The following is a 20,558-nucleotide window of genomic DNA, read 5'->3' as shown; positions in this document are numbered from 1 at the left end:
CGCCCGGTTACATTCCGAACCCGGAAGCTAAGCCTTTCAGCGCCGATGGTACTGCAGGGGGGACCCTGTGGGAGAGTAGGACGCCGCCGAACAATTCTTCATAAAGAGCCGTATCCCGGGACTTCGGTCCCGGGATGCGGCTCTTTGTTTTGTCATAACCGTATGTTCATGCTCCGCTTAGCCGCTCATCATGCAGGGTCGCGATGCTGATCCCGTCGGCTAGTGGAGGTGCGGCGGCATGCAGCAGACCATGCTTCAAGGCGCGGAAGTGGCGGCCCTGGAGACGGAGTTCTCGTCAGGGGCCGGCAACCGGCATTGCGTGGCGGTGGATTCGGGCATGGCTGCCCTGCGGCTGTCGCTGCAGGCGCTGGGAATCGGCGCGGGGGAAGAGGTCATCCTCCCGTCGTTCGCGCCGACCACGACGGCAGAGGCCGTCCGGGCGGTCGGGGCGATACCGGTGTTCGCGGACATCGATCCGCTGACCTTCTGCCTGGACCCCGAGGCTGTTGCCGCGGTCATCACGCCGCTCACTGTGGCTGTTCTGCCCGTTCACCTCTTCGGTCACCCGGCGGCCGTGGACACGCTCTCCGGGCTCGCGGAGCGGCACGGCCTGGCGATCGTCGAGGACGCGACCCAGGCGCAGGCCGCGGCGCTGGCGGGCCGCAAGGTGGGGACGTACGGGGTGATGAGCGTGTTCGCCGTCGAGAACGGGGCGATGGTGTCGACGGAGCACCCGGAGTTGGCGCGTACGGTGAGGAACTTGAGGTCATCCGGTCACGGCGACGTGCGGATGTCGGACGATTGTGCGGCCGGCGGGCGGGCCGGGCTGACCAAGCTGGCCGGTGCGGTGGCGCGGCAGCGGGCGAGCTGCCGGTATCTGGATTCGGCGCTGACCGGGGTGGTGGTGCCGCATGTGGAGCCGGGCGCTCATCACGTCTATCACCGCTACACGGTGCGGATACCGGGTAATGGCCGGCCGGACCGGGATGCCTTCGCGCTCGCGCTGGAGTCGAGGGGCGTACGGGCGCGGGTGAGCATCCCGACGCCGCTTCATCGCATTGCCGCCAACCGGGCGAGGGTCTCGGGCGCCTATTTGCCGCGTACCGAGGCGGCGGCGGGGGAGACGTTGTCGCTGCCGGTGCACCCGGGGCTCACCGAAAGGGAGTTGGAGCGGATGGCGTCGGCGTGCAACAGCCTCGGCGGAGTGCTCTGATCTGATTTTCAAACGCGCGCGTGGATGGGTTAAGATCCTTCACGTCGAGCGCGCCCCAATAGCTCAGTCGGTAGAGCGTCTCCATGGTAAGGAGAAGGTCTACGGTTCGATTCCGTATTGGGGCTCAGACACAGAAGGCCCCCGCCTCATGGCGGGGGCCTTCGTCATTCCTGGGTCATTCCGGTACGCGCATCGCCAGGATCGCCATGTCGTCGGACGGGGCGTCGGAGGCGAAGCGTTCCACGGCTCGCTGGATGCGGGCGGCGACGGCGCCGGCGTTGAGGCCCGTACAGGTGGCGAAGACATCGGCGAGGCCGTCGTCACCGAGCATGCGGGAGCCTTCGCGGCGCTCGGTGACGCCGTCGGTGACGCAGAGGAGCACGTCGCCGGGAGCGAGCTCGATGGTCTGCTCGACGAGTTCGAGGTCCTCGATGACGCCGAGCAGTGGCTGCGGGTCGGCGGCAGCCTCCACGGTGCCGTCCTGGCGCAAACGCAGCGGCAGGGGGTGGCCGGCGCAGACGACCTTGAGGATGGCGCTGCCGTCGGGCTGCGGCCACAACTCGCCGTACAGTAGCGTGAGGAAGCGGCTGCGGGCGCCCTCGTCGAGGATGGCGGCGTTGAGCCGCTCCAGGACGCTGGGGCCGCTGAAGCCCTCGCGGGCCAGCAGTCGCAGGGCGTGCCGGGCGAGGCCGGTCACGGCTGCCGCCTCGGGGCCGGTGCCGCAGACGTCGCCGATGGCGAAGCCCCAGCAGCCGTCGCGGATGGGGAAGACGTCGTAGAAGTCGCCGCCGACCTCGTTGCCCTCGCCGGCGGCGCGGTAGACGACCTCGACCTCGACGCCGGGGATGACGGGGAGGCCTGGGGGCAGCAGGCTGCGCTGCAACGACTGGCTGATGGCGGTCCGCTCGCTGTAGAGGCGGGCGTTGTCCAGGGCCAGGGCGGCGCGACGGGACAGGTCCTCGGCGAGTTCCAGGATCTCCTGGCGGAAGCGCTCGTCGGAGGGCTTGCCCAGCGTCAGCATGCCGATGACGCGGTTGCGGGCCACCAGCGGCAGGACGACGGTCTCGCCGCCGACCGCTGCCGCTGTGGCCAGTGCCGTGCCGGGCCCGGTGGCGGGCCGGCCGGGCTCCCCGAGGCCGAGGCTGCGCAGGGAGGCGCGCAGGGCGGTGGAGTGGGCGGCGTCGGAGGGGGCGGTCCAGATGCGGGCGCCGGGGGTGGGGTCCGGGGCCGGCGGCTGGACCTTGCTGAGCAGTGCCTTGATGCCGTCGATGCGGTCCTCGTCCTCGTGGAGTACGAAGGCGAGTTCGGGCTCGGACTGCTCGGCGATGGTGTAGACGGCGCACCAACTGGCCAGCGTGGGCACGGTCATCTGGGCCATCAGCGCCAGCGTCTGGTCCCGCTCCAGCGTTCCGGCCAGCAGGTCCGAGGCCTCGACCAGGAAGGACAGCGAGCCGCGCCGCAGCCGCTCCAGCTCGGTCAGGCGGGCGCTCTCCACGGCCAGGGCGATGCGGTCGGCCGCGAACTGCAGGCGCAGCGCCTGCTCGTTGGAGTACCGGCCCGGGGCCTCGGCGGCGACCCCCAGCGATCCGGTGAGCCGCCCTTCGACCTTCAGCGGCACGGTGACGATCGACCGCATCCCGGTCCCCGCGAGCAGCGGCACGGCGCCGGGGACGGCGGTGAGGTCCTCGTGGACGGCGGGCATGCGGGCGCTGCCGTAGCGGCCCGTACCGGCCTCGACGGGGACCCGGGCGAAGCGCTGGCGGGCCGAGGGAAGTCCGGTGGAGGCGCGGACCTCCAACTCCGTCTCGTCGTCGGTGGCGAGCAGCAGGTAGGCGGCGTCGCCGTCGAGCATGTCGCGGGCGCGCTCGACGGTGCGCTGGAGCAGGCCGTCCAGGTCATCGGGCGCCGGGGACCCGATGAAGGTCTCGAACGGGTCGACGGCCTTGGCGCGTTCGGCGCCCGACGCGTCGAGGGAGACGCTGCCGCGCACCGGGTTCTGCAGGATGGCCCGTTCGTCCTCGCGGACCAGCAGGCATACGGTCGACGGTTCGCCGGAGGTGTCGCGTACCCGCAGATGGGATCCGTACACCGGCTGGACGCGGCCGTCGGCGCCGCGGATTCCGTAGCTGCCCTCCCAGCGGGACAGCAACAGCGCCTCGGCGATGCCGTGGCCGGTGCCGGGGGTCTGGGGCCAGGCGGCGAGGTCGCCGAGGGGTTTGCCGACGACCTGGTCGGAGGGGTGGCCGAACAGTTCGGCGGCGTCGTCGTTCCAGCGGGTGAGGATACCGTTGCGGTCGACCTGGATGACGGCGACGCGGACCCGCTCGTCGGCGAGCGGCAGGGCCGAAATCGGCAGGACGGGGCCGGCCGAGCGGGTGCCGGCGGGGCGCTGGGGGAGGTCCAGCTGGAACCAGACCTGCTTGGTCTCGGGGCTGTACTGGACGCCCCAACGGGTCGCCAGGGCCGAGCAGAGGATCAGCCCGCGGCCGCCCTCGTGGTCGGGGTGGGCCTGGCGGTGGGCGTCCTGGAGCGGGACCTCGCGCTCGGGGTAGCGGTCGGAGACCTCGACCCGCACCGCGGCCTCGTAGCGCAGGCACTCGACGTCGGCGGCGGTACCGGCGTGGACGACGGCGTTGGTGACCAGCTCGCTGGTGAGGACGACTGCGTCGTCCACCACATCGGAGAAGCCCCACCCCTGCAGGGTGTCGCGGACGAATGCGCGCGCGGTGGCGACCGAACGCCCGACCGGGTCGAAGGTGGCCGCTGCCCGCGCCGTGATCACAGATCTCCTTGTTTGTCCTGGGACGTGTACGTCCTCGGTCCGCTGTACCTGCACCGTCAGCCCCCATGAGGTGTACGCCCGGTTCCTGGCGGGCAGCCGGATGCCAGGTTACTTACCCCTGTCGGTCGCGCGTGCGCCGGTTGCGGGTGTTTCTGCCCCGATCATGACGCCGGTCATATGCGATGCTGCCGAACTGTTATGGCCGGGCGCGGGCATGGTGAAACACTGGGCATGCCCTATACAGGCACATGCAGGTCGGTCGACCCTCTGGGAGGGACACGGTGGAGTCTGGCGCATCGGCGCGAGGCGGCGTGACAACCGCTTCGACGCGGGGCAATTCCGCGCGGGCGAAAAACACACGAGCCCGGGCGAACGGGACCGTCGAGGTGGATACGGCTGCCCTGCACAGAATGTTGGCGGCGCTGTCCTCCATGCGGGACGGCAACTTCCGCAAGCGGCTGACCGTGTCCGGCGACGGCGTGATGGCGGAGATCGCCGCCGTCTTCAACGAGGTCGCGGACCGCAATCAACACCTCACCGGCGAACTGGCCCGCGTACGCCGCGTGGTCGGCCGGGAGGGCAAGCTGACCGAGCGTCTGGAGACCGGCGCCTGCGAGGGCGCCTGGGCTGCGGCGATCGACGCCTCGAACGCCCTGGTGGAGGACCTGGTGCGCCCGGTGTCCGAGGTCGGCCGGGTGCTGTCGGCGGTGGCGGAAGGCGACCTGGAGCAGCGGATGGACCTGCGCTCGCAGGGCTCCGACGGCTCGGCGCACCCGCTGCGTGGCGAGTTCCTGAAGGTGGGTCGGACCACCAACGGGCTGGTCGACCAGCTCTCCGCGTTCACCGACGAGGTGACCCGGGTGGCCAGTGAGGTCGGCACCGAGGGCAAGCTCGGCGGGCAGGCGCGGGTGCGCGGAATGTCGGGTTCGTGGAAGGATCTCACGGATTCGGTCAACACGATGGCGTCCCGGCTGACCGCCCAGGTACGTGACATCGCTCTCGTTACGACGGCCGTGGCGAAGGGTGATCTGTCCCGCAAGGTCACGGTTCATGTGGCCGGCGAGATGCTGGAGTTGAAGAACACCGTCAACACGATGGTCGATCAGCTCTCTTCCTTCGCCTCCGAAGTGACCCGTGTCGCACGCGAGGTGGGCACCGAGGGTGAACTCGGCGGCCAGGCACAGGTGCCCGGTGTGGCCGGCGTGTGGAAGGACCTGACGGATTCCGTAAATCTTATGGCCGGCAATCTGACGGCCCAGGTGCGCGATATCGCCCAGGTGACGACGGCGGTCGCGAACGGCGACCTGTCGCAGAAGATCACGATCGGCGCGCGCGGCGAGGTCGCGCAGCTCGCCGAGACCATCAACGCGATGACCGAGACGCTGCGTACGTTCGCCGACGAGGTGACCCGGGTGGCGGGCGAGGTCGGCGCCGAGGGCCAGCTCGGCGGTCAGGCGCAGGTGCCGGGGGCGGCGGGCATCTGGAAGGACCTCACCGACTCGGTGAACACCGCCTTCCGCAACCTGACGGCCCAGGTGCGCGACATCGCGCAGGTGACGACGGCGGTGGCCAACGGTGACCTGTCGCAGAAGGTCACCGTGGACGTCTCCGGCGAGATGCTGGAGCTGAAGAACACCGTCAACACCATGGTCGACCAGCTGTCCGCCTTCGGTGCGGAAGTGACCAGGGTGGCCCGTGAGGTCGGTGTCGAGGGTGAGCTGGGCGGCCAGGCGCAGGTGCCCGGCGCGGCCGGTACCTGGAAGGACCTGACGGACTCCGTCAACACGGCCTTCCGCAACCTCACCGGCCAGGTCCGCAACATCGCGCAGGTCACGACGGCGGTGGCCAACGGTGACCTGTCGCAGAAGGTCACGGTGGACGTCTCCGGCGAGATGCTGGAGCTGAAGAACACCGTGAACCGGATGGTGGACCAGCTGTCCTCCTTCGCCGCCCAGGTGACCCGGGTGGCCCGCGACGTGGGCACGGAGGGCCGGCTGGGCGGCCAGGCCCGCGTGGACGGCGTCAGCGGCGTCTGGAAGGACCTGACGGACTCCGTCAACTTCATGGCGGGCAACCTGACCTCTCAGGTCCGCCAGATCGCCCAGGTGACCACGGCCGTGGCGCGCGGCGACCTGTCGCAGAAGATCGAGGTCGACGCCCGGGGCGAGATCCTGGAGCTGAAGAACACCCTCAACACGATGGTCGACCAGCTGTCCGCCTTCGCCGACCAGGTGACCCGCGTCGCCCGCGACGTGGGTACGGAGGGCCGGCTCGGCGGCCAGGCGCAGGTGCCGGGCGTGGCCGGTGTGTGGCGGGATCTGACGGATTCGGTGAACGGCATGGCCGGGAACCTGACCGCCCAGGTCCGTAACATCGCGCAGGTCGCGACCGCCGTGGCGCGCGGTGACCTGTCGCAGAAGATCGACGTGGACGCCCGGGGCGAGATCCTGGAGCTGAAGAACACCCTCAACACGATGGTCGACCAGCTGTCGTCCTTCGCCGAGCAGGTGACCCGGGTGGCCCGCGAGGTGGGCACCGAGGGCATCCTCGGCGGCCAGGCCGAGGTCAAGGGCGTATCGGGTACGTGGAAGGACCTCACCCAGTCCGTCAACTTCATGGCGACCAACCTGACCAGCCAGGTCCGCACCATCGCCGAGGTCACCACGGCGGTCGCCCAGGGCGATCTGTCCAAGAAGATCACCGTCGACGCGAAGGGCGAGATCCTCGCCCTGGTCACCACCGTCAACACGATGGTCGACCAGCTGTCCGCCTTCGGTGACGAGGTGACCCGGGTGGCCCGCGAGGTGGGCACCGAGGGCCAGTTGGGCGGCCAGGCCCGGGTCCGCGACGTGTCGGGCATCTGGAAGGACCTGACGGACAACGTGAACCTGATGGCCAACAACCTGACGAGTCAGGTGCGGTCCATCTCCTCCGTCGCCACCGCCGTCGCCAACGGCGACCTGACCAAGAAGATCACCGTCGAGGCGCGCGGCGAGATCGCGCAGCTCGCAGAAACGATCAACACGATGGTCGACACGCTGTCCGCCTTCGGTGACGAGGTGACCCGGGTGGCCCGCGAGGTGGGCACCGACGGCATCCTCGGCGGCCAGGCCCGCGTGCCCGGCGTCTCGGGTACCTGGAAGGACCTCACCGAGTCGGTGAACTTCATGGCGTCCAACCTGACCGGCCAGGTCCGTAACATCGCCGAGGTCACCACCGCCGTGGCCCGCGGTGACCTGTCCAAGAAGATCGACGTGGACGCGCGCGGCGAGATCCTGGAGCTGAAGACCACGGTCAACACGATGGTCGGCCAGCTGTCGGCCTTCGGTGACGAGGTGACCCGCGTCGCCCGTGAGGTGGGTACGGAGGGCCGGCTCGGCGGCCAGGCCCGGGTGCCGGGGGTCTCCGGCATCTGGAAGGACCTCACCGAGTCCGTGAACCTGATGGCCAACAACCTGACCCGCCAGGTCCGCAACATCGCCCAGGTCGCCACCGCGGTGACCCGTGGCGACCTCAACATCCGCACCGACGTGGACGCGGCGGGCGAGATCCTGGAACTCCAGGACTACATCAACACCATGATCGTGCGTCTGCGCGAGACCACCCTCGCCAACAAGGAGCAGGACTGGCTCAAGGGCAACCTCGCCCGCATCTCCGGCCTGATGCAGGGCCGCCGGGACCTCAACGACGTGGCCGCGCTCATCATGAGTGAGCTCACACCGGTGGTCTCCGCGCAGCACGGCGCCTTCTTCCTGGCGGAGGAGATCGAAGGCGGCGAGAACCCTGTCGACGGGGCGGGGTACGAGTACGAGCTGCGGCTCATCGGCTCGTACGGGTTCTCCCGGCGGGCCATGCCGACCACCTTCCTGCCCGGTGACGGGCTGATCGGCACGGCGGCCGTGGAGAAGCGGACGATCCTGCTCGAGAACGTCCCGCCCGGCTATCTCAAGATCGCCTCCGGGCTCGGTGAGGCACCCCCGGCGCATGTGATCGTGCTGCCGGTGCTCTTCGAGGACCGGGTGCTCGGCGTGATCGAGCTGGCCTCCTTCCAGCCCTTCACCCAGATCCAGAAGGACTTCCTCGGCCAGATCACCGACATGATCGCGGTCAGCGTCAACACCATCGGCGTCAACACCAAGACCGAGGGGTTGCTCAAGCAGTCGCAGGAGCTCACCGAGCAGCTCCGGGAGCGAAGCGACGAGCTGGAGAACCGGCAGCGGGCGCTGGAGGTGTCCAACGCCGAGCTGGAGGAGAAGTCCGACCGCCTCGCCCGGCAGAACCGGGACATCGAGGTCAAGAACACCGAGATCGAGGACGCCCGGCAGGTCCTGGAGGAGCGCGCCGAGCAGCTCGCGGTCTCGATGCGCTACAAGTCCGAGTTCCTGGCCAACATGTCGCACGAGCTGCGGACCCCACTCAACTCGCTGCTGATCCTGGCCAAGCTGCTCGCCGACAACGCCGAGAGCAACCTCTCGCCCAAGCAGGTCGAGTTCGCCGAAACGATCCACGGCGCCGGCTCCGACCTGCTCCAGCTGATCAACGACATCCTGGACCTGTCGAAGGTCGAGGCGGGCAAGATGGACGTCACCCCGACCCGGATCGCCCTGGTCCAGCTGGTGGACTACGTCGAGGCCACCTTCCGGCCGCTGACCGCCGAGAAGGGCCTGGACTTCTCCGTACGGGTCTCGCCGGAGCTGCCGGTGACGCTGCACACCGACGAGCAGCGGCTGCTCCAGGTGTTGCGCAACCTGCTGTCCAACGCGGTGAAGTTCACCGACAGCGGCTCGGTGGAGCTGGTGATCCGGCCGGCCGGGCCCGAGGTGCCGCAGTCGATCCGCGAGCAGTTGCTGGAGTCGGGCGCGCTGCGCGACGCGGACCAGCCGCTGATCGCGTTCTCGGTCACCGACACCGGAATCGGGATCGCGTCGAGCAAGATGCGGGTGATCTTCGAGGCCTTCAAGCAGGCGGACGGCACGACCAGCCGCAAGTACGGAGGCACCGGCCTCGGGCTGTCCATCAGCCGCGAGATCGCCCGGCTGCTCGGCGGCGAGATCCACGCCGACAGCCAGCCCGGCCGCGGTTCGACGTTCACCCTCTACCTCCCCCTCAGCAGCGGCGAACTGCCCCCGCAGGGCTACCCGGCGCTGCCCGCCGCCGCCGAGGACGAGGCGGGCACCGACCACCCTCTGCACGGTCTGTACGCCGGCCACGCGTTGCCGCCCGGCGCCCGGGGCCGGGGCGCGGGCAGCAGCCTCGCCAGGCTGCGCCGCCGCTCCACCTCCGCCGCCCCGACGGTCAGCCAGGCCCCGCCCGGGCAGCCCCCGCAGCAGCTCGCCGACTCGTGGGTGGGCGGCGCCCACAGCGACGCGTACACCGGCTTCGCGGGCGGCTTCAGCGGCGAGAAGGTGCTCATCGTGGACGACGACATCCGCAACGTCTTCGCGCTCACCAGCGTCCTGGAGCAGCACGGGCTGACGGTGCTGTACGCGGAGAACGGCCGTGAGGGCATCGAGGTGCTGGAGCAGCACGACGATGTGGCGATCGTGCTGATGGACATCATGATGCCGGAAATGGATGGATATGAGACGACTGCCGCGATCCGCCGGATGCCTCAGTTCGCCAACCTGCCGATCATCGCGCTCACCGCGAAGGCGATGAAGGGCGACCGGGAGAAGAGCATCGAGTCCGGCGCGTCGGACTACGTCGCCAAGCCCGTCGACACGGACCACCTGCTCGCGGTGATGGAACAGTGGATGCAAGCCCGTTGAACGCCTTCCTGCCCGCCTCGTCGGAGCTCGTGATCGACATGACTCGCCGTGGTCAATCAGGTGTGAGAACACGGGATTCGGGGAACCTTCTGGTCTCCGCTTGCGTTTCTGCTACGTGCACAGTGACATGGCGGTGACAGGGTGTGGCGGACAGCGGGGTGCGGCTACCATGACCGGCACAAGGACGGGCGACGTACAGAAGTCGTCCATGGGGGCGGCACCCGGTGCAGTGCCGGGGCGAGGAGGGCGGGCCATGGTGCAGAAGGCCAAGATCCTCCTGGTCGATGACCGGCCGGAGAATCTGCTGGCGCTGGAGGCCATTCTCTCGGCGCTCGATCAGACGCTGGTGCGGGCATCGTCCGGGGAGGAAGCGCTCAAGGCGCTGCTCACCGACGACTTCGCGGTGATCCTGCTCGATGTCCAGATGCCGGGGATGGACGGATTCGAGACCGCCGCGCACATCAAGCGACGTGAGCGGACACGGGACATCCCGATCATCTTCCTCACGGCCATCAACCACGGCCCGCACCACACCTTCCGGGGATACGCGGCCGGAGCCGTCGACTACATCTCCAAGCCCTTCGACCCGTGGGTGCTGCGGGCCAAGGTCTCCGTCTTCGTCGAGCTCTACATGAAGAACTGCCAGCTGCGCGAGCAGGCCGCGCTGCTGCGGCTCCAGCTCGAGCAGGGTGGCGGCCAGAGCGGCTCCAACGGCACCAAGGAGGCCGTCGGACTGCTCGCCGAACTCTCCGCCCGGCTCGCGGCCGTGGAGGAGCAGGCCGAGGCACTGTCCAAACAGCTGGACGAGTCCTCGGACGCGGCAGCCGTCGCCACCGCCGCCCACCTGGAGCGCAAACTCACCGGCCTGCGCCGGGCGCTGGACGCCCTGGAGCCGGGCACCGGCGCCGGCGACGCCGGCAAGGTCCCGTCGCAGGACTGAACGCGCCGTAAGGCGCCGTGCGGTTCGTGGCCGGCGGCCGTTGACGTCCTGTCACCCGTGCTGTGCCAAGGGCGCGACACGAACGGGGGTATCAATGGGCACGCGTGTCCCTTACGGTCTTCGGCGGTAACCTCAGCATCATGGCCTCACGTTCGTCCGGCACCGCCAAGAAGGCTGCCGCCAAGCCTGCGGCCAAGAAGCCCCCGGCGAAGCGGCCCCCCGCCAAGAAGCCGGCGGCCAAAGCCGCACCTAAGCCTGCCGTCAAGGCCGCACCCTCGCCGACCGGCGGGGTCTACCGGCTCGTACGGGCCCTGTGGCTCGGCCTCGCCCACACCGTCGGCGCGCTCTTCCGCGGCATAGGGCGCGGCGCGCGCGGCCTCGACCCGGCCCACCGCAAGGACGGCCTCGCGCTGCTGCTGCTCGGCCTCGCGCTGGTGGTCGCGGTCGGTACGTACTCCGATCTGCAGGGCCCGGTGGGCGACCTGGTCCAGATACTGGTCACGGGCACCTTCGGGCGGCTGGACCTGGTGGTGCCGGTCCTGATCGGGATCGTCGTCGTACGGCTCATGCGGCACCCGGAGGAGGGCGACGCCAACGGCCGCATCGTCATCGGGCTGTCCACGCTGGTCGTGGGTGTGCTCGGGCTGGTCCACATCGGCTGCGGCTCGCCCGGGCGCGGCCAGGGCGCCGAGAAGATCCGCGACGCGGGCGGGCTGATCGGCTGGGCCGCCTCGGCGCCGCTGGAGTACACGGTCGGCAAACCGCTCGCCGTGGCGCTGCTGGCCCTGCTGAGCTTCTTCGGGCTGCTGGTCGTGACCGCCACCCCGGTCGCCGCCATCCCGCAGCGGCTGCGGGAGCTGGCCATGTGGCTGCGGCTGCTCGAAGCGCCCGAGCCGGTCGGCGACGACGTGGCGCTCGGGGACCTGTTCGAGGACGAGCCGAGGCCGCGCCGGCGCACGAAGCGCCGCTACGAGCCCAGGACGGACCCCTCGGACGACAGCGGAGTACTCCGTCTGGACGCGGTCGACGTGGCCGCCGCCGCGGCCGCCGACCTGGACGGCGCCGTGATGTACGGGGTACAGCCCTCGGCGCTGGTCGCCGGGCTGATCAAGTCCCCGGTGCCGGCGGCCCGGGACGAGGAGCCGGAGCCGCCCGCGGCCACCGGCGAGGACACCGGGTCCGTACCCGACCTCACCAAGAAGCCGGGGCCCGCCGAGGGCGCGCCGCTGCCGCCGCGCGCCGAGCAGTTGCAGCTGTCCGGCGACATCACCTACGCCCTCCCGTCGCTGGACCTGCTGGAGCGCGGTGGCCCCGGACGCACCCGCACCGCCGCCAACGACGCGGTGGTCGCCCAGCTGACCGATGTGTTCTCCCAGTTCAAGGTGGACGCCCGGGTCACCGGCTTCACCCGGGGCCCGACGGTCACCCGCTATGTGGTCGAGCTCGGCCAGGCCGTCAAGGTCGAGCGGATCACGGCGCTGGCCAAGAACATCGCGTACGCCGTCGCCAGTCCGGACGTACGGATCATCAGCCCGATCCCCGGCAAGTCGGCGGTCGGCATCGAGATCCCCAACAGCGACCGCGAACTGGTCGTCCTCGGCGATGTGCTGCGCTCGGCGGAGGCGGCCGGCGAGGAACACCCGATGACGGTGGCCCTCGGCAAGGACGTGGAGGGCGGCTATGTGATGGCCAACCTCGCCCGGATGCCGCACATCCTGGTCGCGGGCGCCACCGGCGCCGGCAAGTCGTCCTGCATCAACTGCCTGATCACCTCGGTGATAGCGCGCGCCACGCCCGACGAGGTGCGGATGGTCCTGGTCGACCCCAAGCGCGTCGAGCTGACCGCGTACGAGGGCATCCCGCACCTGATCACGCCGATCATCACCAACCCCAAGCGGGCCGCCGAGGCGCTGCAGTGGGTGGTCCGCGAGATGGACCTGCGCTACGACGACCTGGCGGCGTACGGCTTCCGGCACATCGACGACTTCAACGCGGCGGTGCGCTCCGGCAAGGCCAAGACGCCCGAGGGCAGCGAGCGCGAGCTGGCCCCGTATCCGTATCTGCTGGTGATCGTGGACGAGCTGGCGGACCTGATGATGGTGGCGCCACGCGATGTCGAGGACGCGATCGTCCGCATCACGCAGCTCGCCCGCGCGGCCGGCATCCACCTGGTGCTGGCGACGCAGCGGCCGAGCGTGGACGTGGTGACCGGTCTGATCAAGGCCAACGTGCCGTCGCGACTGTCCTTCGCGACCTCCTCACTCGCCGACAGCCGGGTCATCCTCGACCAGGCGGGTGCCGAGAAGCTCATCGGCAAGGGTGACGGACTGTTCCTGCCGATGGGCGCGAACAAGCCGATCCGTATGCAGGGCGCCTACGTCACGGAGGCCGAGATCGAGGCGGTCGTCGGCCACTGCAAGAACCAGCTGACGCCCGCTTACCGCGAGGACGTGGTGGTCGGCAGCGGTCCGAAGAAGGAGATCGACGAGGAGATCGGCGACGACCTCGACCTGCTCTGCCAGGCCGCGGAACTGGTCGTGTCGACACAGTTCGGCTCCACTTCGATGCTTCAGCGCAAGCTGCGTGTGGGCTTCGCGAAAGCGGGCAGGCTGATGGATCTGATGGAATCGCGCGGGATCGTCGGTCCGAGTGAGGGCTCGAAGGCCCGCGATGTTCTGGTCAAGCCCGATGAGATGGACGGAGTCCTCGCCGTTATCCGCGGCGAGACTCATTCGTAGCTCACTCGTAAGAGGGGCGGGGGCAACCGTTTCTCCTGCCCGTACGTCAAGTTATTGCAGGAGGAAGGCGCATGTCCGCGTGTCAGAGGCACCGGCCGGGTGACAGTTCCGTCCGGCAATCCTGATGGCGGACAAAGAACGGCCGTCCGCTTGCCCCACCTTTTCCGACCCCCCCTAGACTGAGTCTCCAGCAGGTGGCTACACGCTCGAAAGGCGCCCCCGTGTCCATCGGCAACCCGCCATCCGACGACCGTCCCCCGGTCGCCGACGACCGGCCCCCGGTCGGTCACGCCCTCGCCCAGGCACGCCTCGCCGCCGGCCTGACCGTCGACGAGGTCAGCAGCAGCACGCGTGTCCGCGCGCCCATCGTGCACGCCATCGAGCAGGACGACTTCTCCCGCTGCGGTGGCGACGTCTACGCCCGTGGCCATATCAGGACCCTCGCCCGCGCCGTCGGCCTCGACCCCGAACCGCTGGTGGCGCAGTACGCCGCCGAGCACGGCGGCATCGGCCCGACCCCGACCCCGACGGCCCCGTTGTACGAGGCCGAACGGATCCGCTCCGAGCCGCGCCGCCCCAACTGGACCGCCGCGATGGTCGCGGCGATCGTCGCGGTCGTCGGCTTCGTCGGCTTCACCATCTTCAACGGCGGCAGCGACGGGAGCCAGCCGGTGGCCGGCAAGCCCACCGTGGTGGCCACCACCAAGAGCGCCAGTCCCTCGCACACAACCGCCACCGACACCAAGCCCGACCCGACCGAGAGCGCGATCGCCGCGGCCCCGGCCGACAAGGTCACCGTGAAGATCACCGCCGACGGCGCCAAGAGCTGGGTCTCGGTGACCGACAGCAACGGCCGCTCCCTCTTCCAGGGCAACCTCCCCGCCGGGCAGTCCATGTCCTTCACCGACGAGAAGAAGATCAACCTCATCGTGGGCAACGCCGGCGCCGTCAAACTGTTCGTCAACGGCAAGGACATCGGCAGGGCCGGCACCCCCGGCCAGGTCCAGCGGCTCAACTTCACGCCGGGAGATCCGCAGGCGGGCTGACCCGGGAGCGCCGCGAGTGATCGCCCCCGACCCCTCGGGGGCGGGGGCACGGGCCGGACAAAGTACGCTGAGGTCATGCCCGAACCCCGTACCGTCGCCCTTGTCACGCTCGGCTGCGCCCGCAATGAGGTGGACTCCGAAGAGCTCGCCGGCCGTCTGGCGGCGGACGGCTGGCAGCTCGTCGAGGACGCCACCGACGCGGACGTCGCCGTCGTGAACACCTGCGGCTTCGTCGAGGCCGCGAAGAAGGACTCCGTCGACGCCCTCCTCGAGGCCAACGACCTCAAGGGGCAGGGCCGCACCCAGGCCGTCGTCGCGGTGGGCTGCATGGCCGAGCGGTACGGCAAGGAGCTGGCGGAGGCGCTGCCCGAGGCCGACGGGGTGCTCGGCTTCGACGACTACGCGGACATCTCCGACCGCCTGCAGACCATCCTGTCCGGCGGTGTGCACGCCCCCCACACCCCGCGCGACCGGCGCAAGCTGCTGCCGATCAGCCCCGCCGAGCGCCAGGACACCGCGGGCGTGGCGCTGCCGGGACACGCCCAGGCGCCCGCCCCCGCACCGGAGGACCTGCCCGACGGCCTCGCGCCCGCCTCCGGGCCCCGCGCGCCGCTGCGCCGGCGCCTGGACAGCAGCCCGGTCGCCTCGGTCAAGCTCGCCTCCGGCTGCGACCGCCGTTGCTCCTTCTGCGCCATCCCGTCCTTCCGGGGCTCCTTCATCTCCCGCCGTCCGTCGGATGTGCTGGGCGAGACCCGCTGGCTGGCCGAGCAGGGCGTCAAGGAGGTCATGCTGGTCAGCGAGAACAACACCTCGTACGGCAAGGACCTCGGCGACATCCGGCTGCTGGAGACGCTGCTGCCCGAGCTGGCCGCCGTCGAGGGCGTCGAGCGGATCCGGGTCAGCTATCTGCAGCCCGCCGAGATGCGGCCCGGCCTGATCGACGTACTGACCTCGACGCCCAAGGTCATGCCGTACTTCGACCTGTCCTTCCAGCACTCCGCCCCCGGCGTGCTGCGTGCCATGCGCCGCTTCGGCGACACCGAGCGTTTCCTGGAGCTGCTGGACACCATCCGCTCCAAGGCCCCCGAGGCGGGTGTGCGCTCCAACTTCATCGTCGGCTTCCCCGGCGAGAGCGAGGCGGACCTGGAGGAGCTGGAGCGCTTCCTGACCGCCGCGAGGCTCGACGCGATCGGCGTCTTCGGCTACTCCGACGAGGAGGGCACCGAAGCGGCCACGTACGGCGACAAGCTCGACGAGGACGTGGTGGCCCAGCGCCTGGCCCGGGTCTCGCGGCTCGCCGAGGAGCTGACGGCGCAGCGCGCCGAGGAGCGGCTCGGTTCGGCGGTCGAGGTGCTGGTGGAGAGCGTCGAGGACGACGAGGCGATCGGCCGGGCCGCGCACCAGGCGCCGGAGACCGACGGCCAGGTGATTCTCACCTCGTACGAGGGCCTCGCACCCGGCATGATCATCACCGCCAAGGTCGTCGACACCGAGGGCGTCGACCTGGTCGCCGAGCCGGTGACGTCGCTGTGTACGGAGCCGGAGGAGGCGGGCAGATGACCGGAGTCCCCGCACCCGCCGCCGGCAACCACCGCCCCGCGGCCGTTGTTCCCACGGCCCCGCAGGCAGGGCTGTGGAACATCGCGAACATCCTCACGATGGTGCGGCTGGTGCTGGTGCCCGGCTTCGTCCTGCTGCTGGTCCACGACGGCGGCGACGACCCCGCCTGGCGCTCCTTCGCGTGGGCGGCCTTCGCCGTCGCGATGATCACCGACCTCTTCGACGGCGAGCTGGCCCGCCGCTACGGCCTCGTCACCGACTTCGGCAAGATCGCCGACCCGATCGCCGACAAGGCCATCATGGGCGCCGCCCTGGTCGGGCTCTCGGCGCTGGGCGACCTGCCGTGGTGGGTGACCGTCGTGATCCTCTTCCGGGAGATCGGCATCACGGTGCTGCGTTTCTGGGTGATCCGGTGGGGCGTCATCCCGGCCAACCGGGGCGGCAAGCTCAAGACGCTCACCCAGGGCATCGCCGTCGGCATGTACATCCTGGTCCTCACCGGGCCGCTGGCCACGCTGCGGGCCGTGCTGATGGGCGCCGCCGTGATCCTGACGGTCTGGTCCGGGCTCGACTACGTACGACAGGCCCTGGTGCTGCGCCGGGCGGGGCTGGCCGCCGCCGCGCGGGAGTCGCAGGAATGACCGCAGCTGCCCGGGTGTTGCGGATGCTGGACGAGCGGGGTGCGACCCTGGCGGTCGCCGAATCCCTGACCGGCGGGCTGCTTGCCGCCGAGCTGACCGGGGTGCCGGGCGCCTCACGGACCTTCCGCGGCTCGGTCACGGCGTACGCCACCGAGCTCAAGGCACGGCTGCTCGGCGTGGACGCGGTTCTGCTGGCCGAACGCGGCGCCGTCGACCCGGAAGTCGCCCGCGCCATGGCGGAGGGCGTACGGGCCGCCCTGAGCGCCGACTGGGGGCTTGCCACCACCGGCGTCGCCGGTCCCGACCCGCAGGACGGCAAACCGGTGGGGACGGTGTACGTGGCCGTGGCGGGCCCCGGGGCCTCCGCGCGGGCCCGGGACCTGCGGCTGGAGGGCGACCGGGCGGCGATCCGGGGGGCGGCGGTGGGCGCCGCTCTGGCCCTGCTGGAGCAGGCGTTGGAGCAGGCGCCGGAGCAGGCCATCGAGCAGCCGCTTGTGTCGGGCTCGAGAACTTCTCGCAAATCGGCGGAGGCGAAGGATAGGGAAGATGGTGGGGGGAAGGGATGTTTGCAGCCCTGAGTGAACACGTCATCGCTCCCCGCACGGCCGAGGCCCGAGGCGGTACGGTGGGGCGAGAAGGTTGCGATTTCGCGGTCCGAGGAGGGAGCCACCGATGATCCTGCTCCGTCGCCTGCTTGGTGACGTGCTGCGTCGGCAGCGCCAGCGCCAGGGCCGCACCCTGCGTGAGGTCTCCTCGTCAGCCCGGGTGTCCCTGGGATATCTGTCGGAGGTCGAACGGGGGCAGAAGGAGGCATCCTCCGAGCTGCTCTCGGCGATCTGCGACGCTTTGGACGTCCCGATGTCCGAGGTGATGCGGGAGGTCAGCGACGATCTGTCGCTTGCCGAGCTGGCGGAGTCGGCGGCTTCCGAGTCCGCTGCCGCGCCTATGCGGCCGCTGCTGGGCGCGGTCACGTCCGTACCGCACGGTCCGGACGAACGGGTCACCATCAAGGCGCCGAAGGCGCCCGCCGAGGCCGTGGACGTCGTCGCGGCCTGAGCGACACATGGGTTTTCCGTATGGAGCCCCGGTCGGCACCACGCCGACCGGGGCTCCGGCTTTGTTGCGTTTGGGACCAGTGGAACGGGAAGGCGTGAAAGGGGACGACCGGCTCGTTCCTCGCACGGTTTCACAAGGAGGCAACAGCATGGCTGTCGTTACGAGCACGCTGACCGAGGCCGCCCGCAAGGTCACCGGTGATGCGCTGCAGGGTGTTCTGGCGGATCTGATCGACCTCTCGCTGGTGGCCAAGCAGGTCCACTGGAACGTCATCGGCCCGCGCTTCCGCTCGGTCCACCTCCAGCTCGACGACGTGGTGGCCACGGCCCGTACGTACGCCGACAGGGTCGCCGAGCGGGCGTCCGCCATCGGTGTCACCCCGGACGGCAGGGCGGGCACCGTGGCCAAGAGCAGCGGCATCGACACGGTCACGGACGGCTGGGTCAAGGACTCGCAGGTCGTGGAGATCATGGTCGAGGCGCTGGGACAGGCGATCAAGCGGGTGCGTGAGGGCATCGAGGCCACCGACGAGCCGGACCCCGTGACTCAGGACATCCTGATCGGCCTGGCCGGCGATCTGGAGAAGCACCACTGGATGTTCCAGGCGGAGAACGTCTAGAGCGGTCTGGAGAAGTCCGGAGCGGTCTGGAGCGGTCTGGAGCTGGATTCCGGGGCGCCGTGTAGCGCGTCCTGCTGGCGTTGTCGCAGGTAGCGGCCGGTTTTTAGCCCGATCGAGTGAAGGATGGGGTGGATCTGGCCGCAAGGGTCTAGCGATCTTGAAGGCCGGGGATCGAATCAGGGTACGGGGAACTCTTCACGGGTTCCCCGCCGCAACCTCGGGGCTCCGAAGGAGGCGGCCATGTGCGTTCTCCGGAAGATCTGGGTCCAGCGGCCGGTCCGCTGGACGATCGCGCTCGTCGCGGGCGCGTTCTGGTGGTGGGCCGCCCTGCGGCTCGCCGTGGTGCCGGCCCGGACCGGCCCGGTCGAGGGTCTGGTGGCGGCAGGTGGCTGGGGCCTGAGCCTCATCCCGCTGCACTCCGTGACCCGGACAGGGTCCCGCCGATCAGGGTCGTCGGCTCCCGCGATCCCGGCTGCCCGGCGCGGCGCGGGCCTGCCGGGGCCCCGTAGGCCTCTGACGTGCCTACCAGGGCATGGCGATGCCGCCGTTGGGGCGCAGGATCTGGCCGGTCATAAAGGCTGAGCGGTCGGAGGCCAGAAAGAGCACCGTGTTCGCCACGTCCCCTGGGTCGCCCACGCGGCCCAGGGGCGTGGCGCGTGCCATCGCCTCCTCACCGCGGGCCTGAGCGCCCTCGTCGTCGCGGGCGGTCATGGGGGTACGGATGAAGCCGGGGGCGATGGCATTGGCGCGCACGCCGTAGGGGCCGAGTTCGGTGGCCAGGGTCTTCGTCAGCTGGACGACGGCGGCCTTGGAGACGCTGTAGCAGAGCAGCCCGCTCATGCCGGTGTCGATCGCGCCGGAGGCCATCGTGATGACGGACCCGGAACCCTGCTCCTTCATCGCACGGGCCGCCTCGCGGGCGCTGTGCAGGACGCCCTTGAAGTTGACGGCAAGGACCCGGTCCAGGTCGGCCTCGTCGGTCTCCAGGACGGGGCTGCGGTGCATGATCCCGGCGATCGCGGCGAGGACGTCCAGCCTGCCGTGGGTGCGTACGGTCTCGCGGACCGCCTCGGCGGTGTCGGCGCGGTCGGTGACGTCGAGGGCCCGGGCGTACGCGGTGCCGCCCGCCTCGCCGATGAGCTTCACGGTCTGCTGGGCGCCGGGCTCGTCGCGGTCCGCGCAGACGACGGTGGCCCCGGCCTCGGCGAGGAGCCGGGCCGAGGCCCTTCCTATGCCGCTGGCGGCGCCCGTGATCAATGCGGTACGTCCGGTGAGGTCGGCCATGCGGTGACCGTACGGCCGGATCTGACGGTACGTCAATTACTTTGCCGGAGCCGGACCCCGCTGGCAGCTCGGGCACCAGTACGTCACGCGCTCCTGGCCCGCCGGTCCCAGGTCCGCGACCCGGATCATGGTCCCGCAGCGCAGACAGGGGCGGTCGGCCCGCCCGTACACCCAGTGCGTCCGGCCGCGCCGGGTGTCACCGGTGGTGATGTGCCCCGGGCGGGCTTTGTTGGCTTCCAGCAGCCGCTTGGCCAGGGTCACGACGCGCTCCGGGGACGGGACTTCACCGGTGGGTGTCCACGGGGTAACCCCGCGCAGGAAGCACAGCTCCGACTTGTAGACATTGCCCAGGCCCGCGAGATTCCGCTGGTCGAGCAACGCCTCGCCGACCGCCCGCCCCGGCTCCGCCGTCAGCCTCCGCACCGCCTCACCGGGATCCCAGTCCGGCCCCAGCAGATCCGGCCCGAGGTGGCCCACCGCCTTCTCCTCCTCGGCGGTCGGCAGCAACTCCAGCACCGGCAACCGGTACCCCACCGCCACCCGGTCCGCGCTGGCCAGCACCGCCCGCACCTGGTGCTGCGGACCGCCGCGCCACCGCTCGCCCGGGGCGTACAGATGCCAGGACCCGTCCATCATCAAGTGCGAGTGCAACGTCACCCCGCCCTCGAACCGCGCCAGCAGATGCTTACCGCGCGGGACGACCTCCTCCACCCTCCGCCCGCCCAGATCCGCCGTCGCCAACTGCGGCACCCGCAGATCACACCTGACCAGCACCTTTCCGGCGAGCGCCTCATGCAGCCGCCGCGCGGTCAGCCAGACCGTATCCCCTTCAGGCATGGAGCCATTTTGCCGCGCGCGCGTGCGGCCCGCCCGAACCGGGGGCGCTGCCCTCCGGTTTTGCGAAGGCGCGG

General features: G+C 70.4%; 13 protein-coding genes, 1 tRNA gene and 1 rRNA gene. 12 read left to right on the top strand and 3 right to left on the bottom strand.

Annotated elements, in window-relative coordinates; translation table 11 throughout:
• From rrf to ACFXJ5_RS25800, 3 genes are all read left to right on the top strand, one after another.
• A 5S ribosomal RNA gene (gene rrf, locus ACFXJ5_RS25810) occupies positions 1-92 on the top strand; the annotation flags it as partial.
• Positions 93-238: 146 nt separating this feature from the next.
• Positions 239-1,213, top strand: coding sequence for a DegT/DnrJ/EryC1/StrS family aminotransferase (locus ACFXJ5_RS25805; protein ID WP_384635533.1), 975 nt, complete (start codon positions 239-241; stop codon positions 1,211-1,213).
• Between the two features lie 52 nt (positions 1,214-1,265).
• Positions 1,266-1,338 (top strand) — tRNA-Thr (locus ACFXJ5_RS25800).
• A 50-nt stretch (positions 1,339-1,388) separates the two neighbouring features.
• Here ACFXJ5_RS25800 and ACFXJ5_RS25795 read toward each other — a convergent pair.
• Positions 1,389-3,995: a SpoIIE family protein phosphatase gene (locus tag ACFXJ5_RS25795; protein ID WP_384635530.1), complete on the bottom strand. Its 2,607-nt coding sequence runs from the start codon at positions 3,993-3,995 to the stop codon at positions 1,389-1,391.
• 281 nt (positions 3,996-4,276) lie between these two features.
• Here ACFXJ5_RS25795 and ACFXJ5_RS25790 point away from each other — a divergent pair, with 281 nt between their 5' ends.
• The 9 genes from ACFXJ5_RS25790 to ACFXJ5_RS25750 all read left to right on the top strand — a co-directional run bounded on the left by ACFXJ5_RS25790 (position 4,277) and on the right by ACFXJ5_RS25750 (position 18,363).
• Complete coding sequence (locus tag ACFXJ5_RS25790; protein ID WP_384635528.1) at positions 4,277-9,763, top strand: HAMP domain-containing protein; 5,487 nt, start codon at positions 4,277-4,279, stop codon at positions 9,761-9,763.
• Positions 9,764-10,016: 253 nt separating this feature from the next.
• Entirely contained in the window at positions 10,017-10,703 is a 687-nt protein-coding gene (locus ACFXJ5_RS25785) for a two-component system response regulator (RefSeq protein ID WP_384635525.1), read from the top strand.
• A gap of 140 nt (positions 10,704-10,843) precedes the next feature.
• A complete protein-coding gene (locus ACFXJ5_RS25780) occupies positions 10,844-13,441 on the top strand; it encodes a DNA translocase FtsK (protein WP_384635522.1) in 2,598 nt (865 codons plus the stop codon).
• Positions 13,442-13,662: 221 nt separating this feature from the next.
• On the top strand, positions 13,663-14,487 hold the full coding sequence (locus tag ACFXJ5_RS25775; RefSeq protein WP_384635519.1) for a helix-turn-helix domain-containing protein: 825 nt from the start codon (positions 13,663-13,665) through the stop codon (positions 14,485-14,487).
• Positions 14,488-14,562: 75 nt separating this feature from the next.
• Positions 14,563-16,047 (top strand): 30S ribosomal protein S12 methylthiotransferase RimO, encoded by a 1,485-nt coding sequence (rimO, locus tag ACFXJ5_RS25770; protein ID WP_384635516.1) that lies wholly within the window; start codon positions 14,563-14,565, stop codon positions 16,045-16,047.
• Complete coding sequence (gene pgsA / locus ACFXJ5_RS25765; protein ID WP_384635513.1) at positions 16,044-16,688, top strand: CDP-diacylglycerol--glycerol-3-phosphate 3-phosphatidyltransferase; 645 nt, start codon at positions 16,044-16,046, stop codon at positions 16,686-16,688. Before rimO ends, pgsA begins: the two co-directional genes overlap by 4 nt.
• A complete protein-coding gene (locus ACFXJ5_RS25760) occupies positions 16,685-17,266 on the top strand; it encodes a CinA family protein (protein ID WP_384635510.1) in 582 nt (193 codons plus the stop codon). The genes pgsA and ACFXJ5_RS25760 overlap by 4 nt, the downstream gene beginning before the upstream one ends.
• Before the next feature lie 94 nt (positions 17,267-17,360).
• Positions 17,361-17,744 (top strand): helix-turn-helix domain-containing protein, encoded by a 384-nt coding sequence (locus tag ACFXJ5_RS25755; RefSeq protein ID WP_127359496.1) that lies wholly within the window; start codon positions 17,361-17,363, stop codon positions 17,742-17,744.
• 148 nt (positions 17,745-17,892) lie between these two features.
• On the top strand, positions 17,893-18,363 hold the full coding sequence (locus tag ACFXJ5_RS25750) for a Dps family protein (RefSeq protein ID WP_384635506.1): 471 nt from the start codon (positions 17,893-17,895) through the stop codon (positions 18,361-18,363).
• Positions 18,364-18,885: 522 nt separating this feature from the next.
• On the opposite strand, the gene ACFXJ5_RS25745 is transcribed toward ACFXJ5_RS25750, so the two are convergent.
• Together ACFXJ5_RS25745 and ACFXJ5_RS25740 are read right to left on the bottom strand one after the other, a co-directional pair.
• The gene (locus tag ACFXJ5_RS25745) at positions 18,886-19,647 is read right to left on the bottom strand and encodes an SDR family NAD(P)-dependent oxidoreductase (protein ID WP_384635503.1); all 762 of its coding nucleotides are present in this window, start codon (positions 19,645-19,647) and stop codon (positions 18,886-18,888) included.
• A gap of 36 nt (positions 19,648-19,683) precedes the next feature.
• Positions 19,684-20,484: a DNA-formamidopyrimidine glycosylase family protein gene (locus ACFXJ5_RS25740; RefSeq protein ID WP_384635500.1), complete on the bottom strand. Its 801-nt coding sequence runs from the start codon at positions 20,482-20,484 to the stop codon at positions 19,684-19,686.
• Positions 20,485-20,558: the final 74 nt, after the last annotated feature.

Origin of the sequence: Streptomyces sp. NPDC059373, assembly GCF_042751495.1 — a bacterium.
Taxonomy (GTDB): domain Bacteria; phylum Actinomycetota; class Actinomycetes; order Streptomycetales; family Streptomycetaceae; genus Actinacidiphila.
This window is presented reverse-complemented; position numbering and strand designations above follow the sequence as displayed.